The sequence below is a fragment of the Gordonibacter faecis genome (genome assembly GCF_030077735.1).
GTDB lineage: Bacteria > Actinomycetota > Coriobacteriia > Coriobacteriales > Eggerthellaceae > Gordonibacter > Gordonibacter faecis.
Window position 1 is genome coordinate 1 of sequence record NZ_JASJEU010000019.1, and the last position, 13,912, is coordinate 13,912.

8 protein-coding genes are annotated in these 13,912 nt (G+C 55.6%); 4 read left to right on the plus strand and 4 right to left on the minus strand.

All coding sequences use genetic code 11. The features are described from left to right. Positions 1-188: 188 nt before the first annotated feature. On the plus strand, positions 189-2,636 hold the full coding sequence (locus QNJ86_RS09385) for an RICIN domain-containing protein (RefSeq protein ID WP_283832353.1): 2,448 nt from the start codon (positions 189-191) through the stop codon (positions 2,634-2,636). A gap of 146 nt (positions 2,637-2,782) precedes the next feature. Here QNJ86_RS09385 and QNJ86_RS09390 read toward each other — a convergent pair whose 3' ends face one another. The 4 genes from QNJ86_RS09390 to QNJ86_RS09405 all read right to left on the minus strand — a co-directional run bounded on the left by QNJ86_RS09390 (position 2,783) and on the right by QNJ86_RS09405 (position 8,121). Then, positions 2,783-4,243, minus strand: a complete 1,461-nt coding sequence (locus tag QNJ86_RS09390) for a GH25 family lysozyme (RefSeq protein WP_283832354.1) — start codon at positions 4,241-4,243, stop codon at positions 2,783-2,785. Between the two features lie 238 nt (positions 4,244-4,481). Next, complete coding sequence (locus QNJ86_RS09395) at positions 4,482-6,335, minus strand: ATP-binding cassette domain-containing protein (RefSeq protein WP_283832355.1); 1,854 nt, start codon at positions 6,333-6,335, stop codon at positions 4,482-4,484. A gap of 9 nt (positions 6,336-6,344) precedes the next feature. Further along, positions 6,345-7,130, minus strand: a complete 786-nt coding sequence (locus tag QNJ86_RS09400) for an ABC transporter permease (RefSeq protein ID WP_283832356.1) — start codon at positions 7,128-7,130, stop codon at positions 6,345-6,347. 10 nt (positions 7,131-7,140) lie between these two features. Next, positions 7,141-8,121 (minus strand): glycosyltransferase family 2 protein, encoded by a 981-nt coding sequence (locus tag QNJ86_RS09405; RefSeq protein ID WP_283832357.1) that lies wholly within the window; start codon positions 8,119-8,121, stop codon positions 7,141-7,143. A gap of 201 nt (positions 8,122-8,322) precedes the next feature. Between QNJ86_RS09405 and QNJ86_RS09410 the strand changes: the two genes are divergently transcribed. The 3 genes from QNJ86_RS09410 (at position 8,323) to QNJ86_RS09420 (ending at position 13,912) form a co-directional block, all read left to right on the plus strand. Beyond that, positions 8,323-10,581, plus strand: a complete 2,259-nt coding sequence (locus QNJ86_RS09410; RefSeq protein WP_283832358.1) for an ATP-binding protein — start codon at positions 8,323-8,325, stop codon at positions 10,579-10,581. A 37-nt stretch (positions 10,582-10,618) separates the two neighbouring features. Then, positions 10,619-11,038 (plus strand): GtrA family protein, encoded by a 420-nt coding sequence (locus QNJ86_RS09415; RefSeq protein WP_283832359.1) that lies wholly within the window; start codon positions 10,619-10,621, stop codon positions 11,036-11,038. Between the two features lie 408 nt (positions 11,039-11,446). Beyond that, entirely contained in the window at positions 11,447-13,912 is a 2,466-nt protein-coding gene (locus QNJ86_RS09420) for a P-loop NTPase family protein (protein ID WP_283832360.1), read from the plus strand.

Genomic DNA, 13,912 nt, shown 5'->3' on the forward strand with positions numbered 1-13,912 from the left:
GCTGCTGGGTGAGTGGTAGCTGTTGTTGCTGATGTGAGGGGACCTGGGGGTCCTCTTTTTTTGTTGGGGGGGGGGGACTCTTGTTGGGCCTGAAAGGGGCTAAGAAGGGCCTTCCGGGGGCTTGCTAGTGTTGCTTGATGAGTGACGACCTGGGTTTTTGCTATACTGAGACAGTGATTAGGGGAGGGATGATTGCTGTGGGTGGTAGGTGGACGCGGGCTCTGTCGGGGGCGTTGGCTGTTCTGCTGGTAGCGATGAGCGCGGTGGGATTTCCGGCGCGGGTCTTTGCGACTGAGGGTGCCGTGACTGGTGATTTTGCAACGTCTGAGAACGATTCTTCCACCCCTTCTTCCGATGATTCTGATGGGTCCGTAACGGATCCTTCTGACCACTCTCAAACTGATACTGACATTCCTGATGGTGAAGGCAACACCGATACGCCTGTTCCCGATCCTGAGATAAACGAAGGCGACGGTGCGGGTGAAGTGACTGCGCCTGCTGCGGAGAAAGCATCTGCTGAAGTCGAGGCGGTAACGCTGGAGACAGAACAGGCGGATAAGGAGCCGGCTGCAGATAAGGAAGCGGTGGTGAAAGAGGGTGCTTATGTGGTTCGAAGCGCTCTTGATCCGCAGTTTGTGCTTGATGTGGCGCTTGCTTCCGTGAATGATGGCGCGAATGTGCAGCTCTATCATGCCAACAACACGCTGGCGCAGCGGTTTTGGGTAACGCGCCACGAGAATGGCACCTACCGCATTCAGTCGGTGCTTTCGGGGAAGGCGCTCGACGTGGAAGGTGGCGGTACAGCCTCGGGAACAAACGTGCAGCAGTGGACGTATACGGCGGGTAACCTCAACCAGAGTTGGACCCTCCTGGCGAATGAGGACGGAAGCGTCACGTTCAAATCGCGGACGAACGGGCTGGTTTTGGACGTGTGCGCAGGTGAAGCGCACAATGGCACGAACGTGCAAATGTGGGAGGCGAACGAGTCGCCGGCCCAGTGCTTTACGCTGGAGCCCGTCGATACTGTGGTGCCGGGCGTGTATACCTTGGCAGCTTCGTCCGACACGTCGAGCGTGGTTGATATCGCGTCGGGGTCGCAGGCAGTAGGTGCCCGTGTTCAGGTGTGGTCGCGCAACGATTCACCGGCTCAGAAGTTTCAGCTAGAGAAGGCGACGGACGCCTCGTGGTTCTGTTTGCGCTCGCTGTGTTCAGGGCTGCTTCTGACGGCTACTGAGGATGCGGTGACGCAGGAAGAAGAGCCCGAAGAAGGCCCTGCTCCCACTCAGCGTTGGGAGGCGCTCATGGGACCTTGGGGCCTTATGGTGGTAAACGCGGAAACGGGGGACGCGCTGAGTGCTGCTGGTATGGTCTCAGGCGCTGATATGGGGACCGCCGAGCCGGGAAGTGTCTCTTTCCAGTCATTCTGCCTGATAGCGGTGGAGGTGCTGTCGGAGGGTACCTACATGATTTCGTGTGCGGCAGATGGGCGCATGCTTGATGTGGCGGGCGGCTCATTTGATGTGGGCGCAAACGTGCAGGTGTACAGCGATAACGGCACCGGAGCCCAGCGTTGGATGGTGGAGCCGGCGGGCAACGGCTACGTGAGGCTGGTGAACGCCAAGACGCGCCGTGCGCTCGACGTGCAGGGCGCGGGAGCGGTAGACGAAACGAACGTGCATGCTTGGATTTCGGCATCGGGCAATGTCGCTCAGCTGTTCCGACCTGTTCCCACGGGCGATGGGTTCTATTACCTGGAATCGGCGTGTGGCGGCTTGAATGTGGACGTGGCAGGAGCGGGCGGCTGGGATGGCGCCAACGTGCAGATATATACCCCGAATCAGACGGCGGCACAGAAGTTTCGCTTCATTCCGGCTGCCTATACCTACACCACGGATGATGTGCGCGGGGGTATCGGCACGGCGGATGGATGGTGGGGCGTGACCTCATTTGGCGGCTACGAGCCAAGCGGGCCGGTGCTGGATGCGCTGTGGCGCGCGGCGGATGGCGTGCGCAACGTGGGCTATGACGTGGGCTTTATCATGATTGATGTCAAAACGGGACAGGGCGTTGCCTGCAATCCCGACCGCGCGTTCTTCTCGGCCAGCACTATCAAGGGGCCGTATGTTGCAAGCCTGGCGGCAACTAATCCCTCAAGGCTGCTGCGTTGGGCGGGGACGATGGAGCTGGCGATACGCATTTCCAGCAATGAGGCGTACGAGAGTTTGCGTTATAACTTCGGCGCGGGTGGTATGTGGACGTGGTGCGCCGAGGCGGGTGTGGATACCTCGATGGCAAACACCTGGTATCCGCACTACTCGGCGCGTGATCTGGTGAAACTGTGGACCAAGAACTACGAGTTTTTCACCGGCGGCGGGAACGGCTCGTGGGTGGGATCGTGGTATCAATCGCCGCTTAATTCGATGATCAGCGCCGATTTGGGCCCCTATTACACCACGCAGACGAAGCCAGGGTGGCTCGCCGACTACGACCTGGCTGCAACCAACGATGCCGGCATCGTATGGGCAGGGGACCGCCCCTATTTGGTAGCCATTTTAACAAATGCTCCCTATCAGCTATCGATCCTCCACCCCATCATCTGGGCCATCGAAGACGCCCACAAAGAGATGGTGCAGTAGCAAGAAAACTTGTGGTGTACTGGCTAGCGCGATAGCGCGTCACACTTTTGTGTGGCGGGAGGGGGCTTTATTGCAGCCATAAGAAAAGGCCTGATCGGCGTGGTGCTGATCAGGCCTTTGGTGGTTCTGGGGGGGGGTGGCTTGCTTTATCCGCCGAGGACGTCGCGGTGGAGCATCGTTATCATTTTGGACATGGCGCTGCGCAGGGCGGTTCCTTGGGGTTGTACGTAGCTGGTGCCATTCGCCACTACGCCGGAGATAAGTTTGTTATCCACAGCCCATCCCAGGCGCGTGCGGGCCCAGTCGGAAACCTCTTGCGAGCCAGCGATGGCGTTCAGTGCCGAGCCCGTGGAACTGATGTCGACGCCACCCACCTTGGAGGCGTAGTTCGCCAGCATGACGGCCAACTGCTCGCGACTGACCGGGTCCTCGGGGCCGAAGGTGCGGTATACGCCGTCATCGTCTCGGTAGCCATTGATGATACCCTTCGAGCGCGCCCAACTGATGGCGGGGCCATAGTACCAGCTGTAGTCCACGTCGTCGAAGTACGGCGCATCAACCAGGGCGCCGCCCGCCATGCGGTGCAGGATGGTGGCCACCTGGCCGCGCGTGATGGGGTCGTTCGGGCCGAACAGGCCGGAGTCGCTGTACGTGCCCATGAGGCCGGTCTTCGTCACGTAGTCGAACATGCCGCTCGTGTAGTACCAATCGGTGCGAGACACATCAGCGGGGATGTCGGCGAGCAAGAAGTCAATATCGACGGAGCCTTCGATGCCGTCAATCGTGCCGTGCTGTGTGGCCTGCCAAGTCTTGTAGGTTCCCGCGTAGTCGCAGGTGACGTTGTACTGCGCAACCCAGCGCTCCCAGGAATTGAACACGGGGTCGGTCAGGTAATTGTCCCACCAGTACAGGTTCGCGTACACGCCCGCGTCGTATCCGGCAGCCTCAATGCGCGTGCAGAACGTTTGCGCAATCGAAGCGAGCAGGCTGCGGTTTGCGACGTTCCCGAGATGGTTTTCTTCCAAGTCCAGGTAGACGGGGAAGGCCGGATTGTGACCCTTGAGCAGGCGAAACACATGGTCAGCTTCGCTGCGGGCATCCTCCACAGACTCAGCGTAGGAGTAGAGGTAGACGCCATAGGGAATGCCCAGGCGCTCGCACTCGGAAACATTGCGCTTCCAGTATTTGTCGTCTTGATCGGTATAGTCATTGCCGTATCCGCAGCGGATGAGGGCGAAGTCCACGCCATCGGCTTTGACGGCTTCCCAGTCGATTTCCTTGGCATGCTCGCTCACGTCGATACCGCGCTGAATGGCGCCGTAGATGGGGGTTCCGTCGCTGCTGACGTAGTAGCCTTCGCTGTTCTTAGTCCAGGCGGGCGTGCTGGCGGAAAGGGAGATGCCCTCGTCAAGCACGATGGGCTGGCCATCGCTGAAGCGCCAGCTGTTCTCAAGGCGGCCGCTTTGCGGGGCCGGTGCATCGGTGGCTTCAGCGCTCACGGAAGGGGCGTCGGAAGCTGGTTCAGCCGCAAAAGCGGCGGTGGGGGCGAGGCCCAAGGCTAGGGTAGCTGAAAGGGCAATGCTGGTAAGGGATTTTGGTGCGCTCACAAGGAACTCCTTCGAACGGCCGGCGGGCGTTCGTCCACGCGGCAAAGCGGATACGCGAGGTGAGAGCAGTGCTCGCGCCTTTCTTTTATACCACGTTTTCAGGAGGCTTGCGGGAGGGTAACGCCGAAACCGCATGATTTCGACGGTGCTGGGTACCCCGTGTATGGGTGCCGACCAGGCGCAAAGCACAGTAACACTTACGCGGCGCGAAAAGCGCCCTATGCACGAAAAGGCAGCCCTAGGAATCTTTCTGGTTTGCGCGCATGGCTTTCACGACGGCTTTGCCCAGCATCTGGCGGTCGAGCTTGTTGAAGCGCGTGTCGCCGCCGAGGAAGGTGAGGTGCCGCACCGCGCCTTCTTTCTTCTCGATGTAGGAGAGGGCGTGGGCCACGCTGTCGAGGTTCTGCGGGTCGGCTAACAGGAAGGCCGAGTTCGTCTTGCCAGCGTAGGCACCTCCCGCAAACGCGTCGAAGGGGTTCCACACCGATGACACGATGAGGCGGTCGATGCTGATGCCGTCGCCCTCGATGTCGCCCGAGGTCATAAGGTTGTTGATAAGCTCGTTGGCGTGGTAGGCGCTGTTGCCGCACACGCGCTGGGTGCGCACGCCGCGCGCTTCGCACGCTTCCAGGAAAGCATCCGGCACGTGATAGCTGCCGCCCAGCACAAGCAAGCGGCTGAACTGGCCCGATTGCAAGGCCTGCGCGGTGTCGTCGCCCACAACGCCGTTCGAGGCAACGAAGAACACCGGCACCTTCTTTTGGAACAGGTAGGGCGAAAACGAGATGAGGTCGCCCGTGCAGCCGTCGTACGTGATGATGGCGGTGCTGCCCCAGTGTCCCTGCTGCTGGCCGAAGCGGTAGAGGGAAAGCGCAATCTCAGCGGCGGTGCGGCCTTCCACGCGCGTCACTTCAATGGTGGGACCACACGCCTCGCGCACATCTTCCACGACGCGTTCGGAAGCAATGTCTTCGCTGCCCAACACGACAACGCGGTGGGGCTGAAGCTGGCTCAGTGCCTGCGCGGTCACGTCGGGCAGGCCGTCAGGCTTGGTGAGCAGCACCGGCGCGTCCATGACACCCGAAAGCCCCGTGGCCGCCATGCAGGGGGAAGCTAGTTCGCCCGGTGCCAGGATGACCGAGCCGCCCGGGGCGAACCCGCACTTCTCCACGAGGCGGGTCGCCGTGCCGTAGCGGCTTTCGCCGCCGATGACATCAATGAGGTCGTCAGGCACGGTTACGTCTTCGTTCAGCAGGTTAAACACGTGCTCCTCGGCCTCGGCGCTGCCCACGTGTCCGCCCAGCACGCGGTACACGCGGCAGACATCCTTCGCCGAACCCAGCATGCGGGTGTGGCCCTTCTCAATCCAGATGGCCTTGTTGCACAGGCGCTCTATCTGGTCGTTGTTGTGCGACACGATGAGCACGGTGACGTCGTGTTCCTTGATGAGTTGCGTGATGCGTCGCTCGCACTTCTGCTGGAACATGAAGTCGCCGACCGAGAGCACCTCGTCCACAATGAGGATCTCGGGCACGATAACCGTGGCAATGGCAAACGCAATACGCGCCACCATGCCGGATGAGTAGTTTTTCATGGGCATGTCGAGGAACTTCTCAATTTCGGCGAAGTCCACAATCTCGTCGAAGTGCTGCTCGATGAACTTCTTCGAGTAGCCCAGAAGCGCGCCGTTCAGGTAGATGTTCTCGCGCGCCGTCAATTCCAAGTCGAAGCCCGCGCCCAGCTCGATGAGCGGAGCAATGTTGCCGTGGATGGAACACGTGCCCTTGGTGGGCTCCAGCACGCCGGCAATGATTTTCAGCATGGTGGACTTGCCCGAGCCGTTCGTACCCAGGATGCCGAATACGTCACCCTTCTTCACCTCGAAGGATACGTCGTCAAGCGCGCGGAATTCCTTGAAGCGCAACTCGCGGCGCGCCAGTGCGATGGCGTATTCCTTGAGGCTGTTCAGCTGCTCGCTGGCCATGTTGAAGATCATAGACACGTGGTCAACCTTCACCATGGTGGCGCGGTTGTCGTCAGCGAAAACGGGCGGCTGGGCAGCGAGGGGCGTGGTATTGACATTCTCGGGCATGAAAACCGCCTAAACGTAAAGGATGAACTTCTTCTCGGAGGCCTTGAACACCAGCAGGCCCACAACGAAGGTGACAAGCGCTATGCCCAGGCAGATAAGCTGCTCTTGCAGGCCGGGCATGGTGTTGTACATGGCGATGGAGCGGAAGTATGTGACGTAGTGGTACATGGGGTTGAACACCTCGGCTGCCTGCAGCCATTCGGGAACCATGTCGATGGGGTAGAAGAGCGGGGTGGCGTACGTCCACGCGGTGATTACGACGCCCCAGAGATGGCACACGTCGCGGAAGAATACCGCCAGCGCGGATAGCAGCATGCCCAGCCCCGAGCAAAACAGCAGCATGAACACCAGAAGCAGTGGCAACGCGAGCAGGTTCCACGTGGGTGCTATCTGGAAAATCAGCATGACAATGACTACCGCAATGAGCGATATGGCGAAGTTCACCAACTGAAACAGCACTTTCTCCAGCGGAAAAATCATCTTCGACACGCGAACCTTTTTGATGAGGGGTGCGGAATCGAGGATGGAAGTCATCGCGCCGCTGGTTGAGTCGGCCATGAGCGCGAACAGCACGTTGCCGAGGATGAGGTACATGGGGAAGTTCGGTATATTGCCCCATTTGATCACGTTGGTGAACACGGCGGCCAGCACGCACATCATGAGCAGCGGGTTCAGTACCGACCACAGTACGCCAAGCACGCTGCGGCGGTACTTAAGCTTGAAGTCCTTCGACACAAGCGAGGTCATGGTGAACCAGTTGCGCTTGAAGTCGCTTTTGGTGCGTGTTGTCTGCATCGGCGGCATCCTAGCGGTTCTCGCGTCGCAGCGCCTCGTAGGCACGGAGCACATCGAGTTCGTACTGCTTGCGCGAGCCCTTCACCACGGTGTCAAGGATAAGACCGCACGAGTAAGCCAGAATGCCCACAAACACGAGCGCCACCGCAAGCAGCGCCGAGGGCAGTTTCGGCACGAGCCCCGTGGCCGCAAACTCGGCGATGACGGGGATGCCGGCAATGAGGCCCAGCACGCAGAATAGCAGCGCCACCCAGCTGAACAGGGCAAGCGGGCGGTAGTCCTTGAACAGCGACAGAATCATCATGAGCACTTTCATGCCGTCCGAGAACGTGTTCAGCTTGGACTCGGACCCTTCAGGGCGGTCGCGGTAATCGATGGGCACTTCAACGATGCGCCAGCGCTTGTCCACCGCGTGGATGGAAAGTTCGGTCTCAATCTCAAAGCCGGGCGAGAGTACCGGCATGGTTTTCGCGAACACGGCGTTGTAGGCACGATAGCCCGTCATGACGTCGGAGAATTCGAACCCATAAATCCACTTGATGAGTCGACGCACCAGGTTGTTGCCGAAGCCGTGGAAGGCGCGGTCGTTCTCTTCGCCGTAGGTGCCGTTGGAGAGGCGATCGCCCACCGTCATGTCGGCTTCGTCGGCCATGAGCGGCGCGAGCAGCGCCGGCGCGGACTCGGCGGGGTAGGTGTCGTCGCCGTCTACCATAATATAGTAGTCGGCATCGATGTCGCGCATCATCTGACGCACCACGTTGCCCTTGCCCTGGCGGCGCTCGACGCGCACCACGGCGCCATGTTCGGCCGCGATGGCACCCGTGTTGTCGGTGGAGTTGTTGTCGTACACATAAATAACGGCTTCGGGCAGGGCTTTCTTGAAGTCGTCGACCACTTTGCCGATGGTGATGGCCTCGTTGTAGCAGGGGATGAGCACCGCCACCGTGCCCTTGTTTGCGCGTGTGCGTGACGCCTCGGTTACCTGTTGCACGTGTTGCTCCTGTTCGTTCGGTTCGAATATCGTACCCGAAAGGTGCATGCGATGCCAGACACACCACTCATTTTCCGGATGAACCGCGGTTGTTGAGCCGTTGCCGCGCGGTTACGAACGGCTGAAACCCCTCATGGTAGAATCGGGGCGCCGGCTTCTCCCCAAGCCCCGTACCCGATCGGACAGGTGGCTTTTTCGCTCATGGAACAGCTCACACGACCTTCCGAGCGCAAGCGCGTCGCGCTGTTTGCACTCATTCTTGCCTTAGTTCTTGTTGCTTCGGTGGCCTTCACCATTGTGGCGTCGCAGCGGGCGACCGATGCGGCCATCGAGTCGGTGAGCGAGGTGTATTTGCGCGAGTTAAGCGATCGAATGGTGTCCGAATTTAACGCTGGGATGGAGAACAAGTTTGTGCAGGTAGAAACCGTGGGGGCCGTGCTTGCGCTGTCCGCTCCCCACGATGAAGCGCAGGCGCGCGAGGTGCTTTCCGCCTTGGAAGTGGACGATGGATATGCGTTTTTGGCTCTCATGGATGAGAGCGGCGCACTGTTTACCTGCGATGGCGAGAAGTCTGCCGATGTGACGAGCGAAGTGTGGGCGGGCGGCGATCCGGTGGTGGGCTACCGCGACGCGAAGGGACGCGCCGTTGCTCTGAGCGGCGAAACCATTGCGCTGACGGAGAAGATAGACCCGGTGGCGTGCGGGTCACGCACATTCACCGGCGTGGTGGCGGGGTTTGCTGTGGATGGGCTGGCCAATCGGCTGAATTTGCAGACGAGTGACAATAGTTCAAGTTCGTCTGTGCTGATGAACAAGGAAGGCATCTGCCTGGTGGGATGCGAGGGCGGGCCATCCGTGGGTGATGATATCCTCGGTGCGATTGAGGGTTCGAGCGCGTATAAGCCGCAGCGGGATATGGCGTCGGTGCGCGGTGATCTGGCGCGGGGTGAGGCAAGTATGGTGCCGCTATCGGCGGAGGGCGGCCGCGAGTATATGTATTTTCGCCCCATGATGGATGGCGCGTGGTATTTGTGTACGGCCATGCCCGACGGCGTGGTTGATGGGGACATTGAGGCGTTGAGCGGCACACTGCTGGGCAACGCGGTGGCCATTGGAGCGGTGTTAGCGCTGGTGGTGGGCGCGTCGTTTCTCGTGTACTTTTTGCTGACACGGCGCAACACCCGGCTGCTTGCGGAAGAGAAGAACCGGGCCGAGGCAGCGTTTGAGCAGGCGCGTCAGGCGAGTATGGCCAAAACTGAGTTCCTTTCGCGCATGTCGCACGAAATTCGCACGCCTATGAACGGCATTATGGGTATGACGGCCATCGCGCTGCGAAGCATCGGGGACGATGAGAAGGTGCGCATCTGCCTGGAGAAGGTGGCGCTGTCGTCGGATCATCTGTTGTCGCTGATCAATGACATTTTGGACATGAGCAAAATTGAGAGCGGCAAGATTGAGATTAAGCACGAGGAATTCGACCTGTGCCGCTTCGTGAGCTCGCTCGACGCGGTGTTTACGGCGCAGGCGGCCGAGCATGGCATCGACTACCGCACGGAGGTGGACGCGGAGGTGCCCACGTGTTTGGTGGGCGATCCGCTGAGGTTGAACCAGGTGATCTACAACTTGCTGGGCAATGCGCTCAAGTTCACGCCGGAGGGCGGGCGCGTGACGTTGCACGTTGAACGCGTGCGGGAAGAGGGCGAACCTGAGCGTGCGGGCGTGCGGGTGCGCTTCTCGGTGAGTGATACGGGATGCGGCATCTCGCCGGAGTTCATGCAGCGGATTTTCGAGTCGTTCGAGCAGGGGGATGCGCACGCGCAGCGCGGTTCGAAGGGCACGGGGCTGGGGCTTGCCATCACGAAGCGCCTCGTGGAGTTGATGGGCGGGCGCATCAGCGTGCGCAGTGTGGTGGGAAGTGGTTCTACGTTTGTGGTTGACGTTCCCTTTGAACTGCCTGGTGGGGAAGGCGGCGCTGGTGCGTCGGAAGTGGGAGGCACGTTTGCGCATGGCATGGCGAGCGTGCACCCGGTTGGGATAGATGCAGAAGAGGTGTGTGACCTGACGGGCGTGCACGTGCTGGTGGCCGAAGACAACGAACTCAACCGCGAGATTGCGCTTGAGCTGATGGCTATGGCCGGCGCGCAGGCGGACGCGGCAACCACGGGGCGCGAGGCGGTTGAGCGGTTCGCTGAGTCACCGGAGGGGTATTACGACGTGGTGCTCATGGACCTGCAGATGCCCGAGATGGATGGGTGTGAGGCTGCGCGCACCATTCGCGCGATGAACCGCGCCGATGCCACGCGCGTGATTATTCTGGCAATGACGGCCGACGCCTTCACCGAGGATGAAGAGCGCAGCCGGGCCAGCGGCATGGATGGACACCTGAGCAAACCCCTTGCTATTCATCGGGTTTATGCCACAATAGATAGGTTTCTACAGGAGCGCCGACAGACGCGCTAGCGGCCGCGCGCGGCGGGGAAAGCCGGAAGGCGGGGCAGTGAAGAAGCTTATCGCTCAAATCATGAAGTTCGGCGTGGTGGGCGCCATTGCATTTGTTATCGACTACGGCCTGATGGTTCTGCTCACCGAGGCGTTCGGCGTGAACTACCTGGTGAGCGCCACTATCTCGTTCACCGCGTCCGTGGTATTCAACTACGTGGCGTCCATGCGCTATGTGTTTACGCACAAAGAAGGTATGAGTCGTCGCCGCGAGTTCATCATCTTTGTGGTGCTTTCTATTATTGGATTGCTCATCAATAACGGCTGCATGTGGGCTGGTGTGGAACTGCTCGGCATCCACTATATGGTGGTGAAGATTGCCGCCACGTTCATCGTCATGGTGTGGAACTTCGTCACCCGCAAAAAATTCCTCGACGCCGGCAACGAACCCGGCGAAATTCTGAGCGACATAGAATGACGGAGAAGTGAACCTTTAAAGATTTGTCGCACTTCTAGCGATCTTTTATTGCAGAGGAAAAGATTGCGAGTTAAAGCGACCAAGCATTTCTTCTTTGCTTAAAGCGAGGTTGAGAAGCGTTTTTCTCCTATCTTTTTTAAGACAGACAGATTAACGCGAGTGATTTGAATAGTTTAATGCGTTGTCATTGCTCCTACTTTAAAATTTCACTAATGTTTTAATGTCGACCTGAATCTTGAGTAGAACGATACTCAAGATTACGTCTGTGCTCCTTCGATATAAAATACTTGATAATTACGAATATCGAAGCATATCGCCCAAGGATAAACGTTTTCATTGTAAAATAGACAATATAGAGATAACCACCAATTATCGAGAGCCTTTCTTTAAAACAGCAGGAGAAACGCCTTGTCGCAAATACAATTGCTGCCTCATCAAAAAAGATTTATATGCCTGCTTACTAGAATCTGGGCCTCGCACGATTGTGTTGTGATAGAAGGGGCTTCTGGATGTGGAAAATCATTCTCATTTGAATATATGTTGGAAGAGTACCTTCAGTATGGATTTGACCAGGCGTTGTTATTTGACGGCGATGCTTTATATGATGATTGTGAGTATGCTCCCTTTAAAAATACAATTTCTGATCATTTACACAACAACGAAACGATCGTTACAAGAGGCATTGTAGAGGCAGCAAAAGACTTACCCGGAGGAAACACGATAAGTTTTCTCTTCGACACCCTATTCAATTTGGGGAAAAAGAACAATTTGGACATTCTGAACGAAGATGAAAGAATGATTCTTAACTATCTAAAACGAATTGTTCGAAACAAAAACACGGTTATCCTATTCGATAATATTCACCAGTGGGATCGCAGATCGCTACAACTTCTTAAGCATATCATCACCTCGGCGAATACTATAGCCTCCTCTTTCCCATATAAGGTGAAATTAGTAATGTCAGTAACGACCAATCAAGCAGGAGCAAATGTTGACTTAATAGAAAAAATAACTAATGATGTTCCTAAAAGCCACAAGCTATCTTTCCCCACAATGTCTCTTGAAGATTTTTCTGTTATTTTTCAAGAAAAAGCACAAAGAAGATTGCCTAAGAAGCAATTAAGACTGCTCTATAATTTAATTAATGGACACCTCAAAATATTGTTTGAGGTCGCAAGAGACATTAGATTCAATTCATTTGATTTCGACGAAACTCAGCAAAATAGCGTTAAGTATTTTCAGGCAATACTTTCAAAAAGGCTTCAAGAATTTGGTGCAACCGGAGACCAGATAGCTAACGTTCTTGAATATGCCTCCATACTTGGCAAAACATTTTCGTGCTTCGAGCTTTTAGTTGCAACCGATTCATCTAGATCAAAACTTGAAGAATTGATAAATGATTCTAATTCATTAAATTTAACCGAAGATGCATCGAAAAATGGCTACATTAAATTCGCCCACAGCATCGTTCATGAAATATTTAAGTCTCGAGTTGACTCAAATCATATTGATTATTACTATCGACTTTCAATTTGTCTAAAGGAGATGAAGCCCAGCCAGTACTTAAGAAGAGCAAGATATATGCTTGCTGCTGGCCGTGAAGAAGAGGCTGGCACGCTTTACATTCTCGAGTTTCTTCAACAATTGAGAAACTTTGGGAACATCCCCCAATCATTAATTCTAGAAGCGGAACTACATTTAGATAGCAAATTGACGAGCTATTTAACGTTAATGCAATCTGCATATTATTCGTATTCACAAAAAGACTATCCCACAACCTTGACAACATTAGACATGATACCGTCATATTATCGAACAGAACTCTTGGCGGAGCGCAATATCTTAAAACTTCGCTGCTTTTCCAAGCAGCTAGCATCAGAACCAATTGTTGAAGAGATCGCTCGCTTTACATCATGCGTTAAATCTGAGAAATTTAATGGCGAAAAAGAGGTTCGGGAAAGATTTATTCATGCGCTGATCACGGCAAATGCCCATCTTCGAGAGTTTAGATATGCAAGAGATCTGGAAGAAGAGTTGCTCTCAAGTCTCGAAGGAAGAATGAAATACGATTCTTCTGCTGAGATGAGAGTCTATTCAGTTCTGAGAAATGCCAATGCAATACATGGTGCAGAGGTGTCGCTTTGTCACGTAAGAAAAGCAGTAGAGTATTTTGAAAAACTGTTTTTCGATAACAACTGCTTTGTCTTAAGACAATACTACACCTCGCTCATCAACTACTCCGCGATGCTTATTATTAATGGTGAATTCATGGAGGCAGTGAGGCAGACACGCAAAGCACTATCTATTGAAAAGTGTTATCCCGATTTCCCTTTTCCTCGACCACAAATCTTAAGGAATAACTACGCGCTCGCCTCCTTTTTGTCTGGAAAAGCAACGGCGTCTGAGTGTGTTCTCATCTTTGAAGAAGTTCTCGGCTCGATTCCACAGGACTTAGCTGAAAGAATATTCTATGCTTCCAACTTAGCAATATTTCTAGCAATTAGCGGTTCGGTCACTCGAGCCTATCGAGTATTATTTAATGAAGCACAAAAACATGATATTGATAACGATAAAGAGGGAATATATCAGTATCGAACAGAAACCAACCTTGCAATATTTCAATATTTGCTCGGAGATAAAACTGCCTACGAAAATTTAAAGCGTATTACGAATGGATTGGATAATCTAATAAATGGCTCTTTCTTCAAAAAGAAAAATCAGGTCATTCTCGAAATTATGAAAGATGAAACACACTGCAATCCCCACGAATGGTTACATATTGTCCATTCTTTTTGTCATGATTATCAGGGAAAGCCTTGGGATTACTTCGGCCTAGGGTTTGCATTTGCGGCATTGTGTGACTGGGGAGTATGA

Coding starts and splice junctions, on each gene's coding strand:
- QNJ86_RS09385 (WP_283832353.1), top strand. CDS start 189: ATGATTGCTGTGGGTGGTAGGTGGACGCGGGCTCTGTCGGGGGCGTTG.
- QNJ86_RS09395 (WP_283832355.1), bottom strand. CDS start 6,335: ATGCCCGAGAATGTCAATACCACGCCCCTCGCTGCCCAGCCGCCCGTT.
- QNJ86_RS09400 (WP_283832356.1), bottom strand. CDS start 7,130: ATGCAGACAACACGCACCAAAAGCGACTTCAAGCGCAACTGGTTCACC.
- QNJ86_RS09410 (WP_283832358.1), top strand. CDS start 8,323: ATGGAACAGCTCACACGACCTTCCGAGCGCAAGCGCGTCGCGCTGTTT.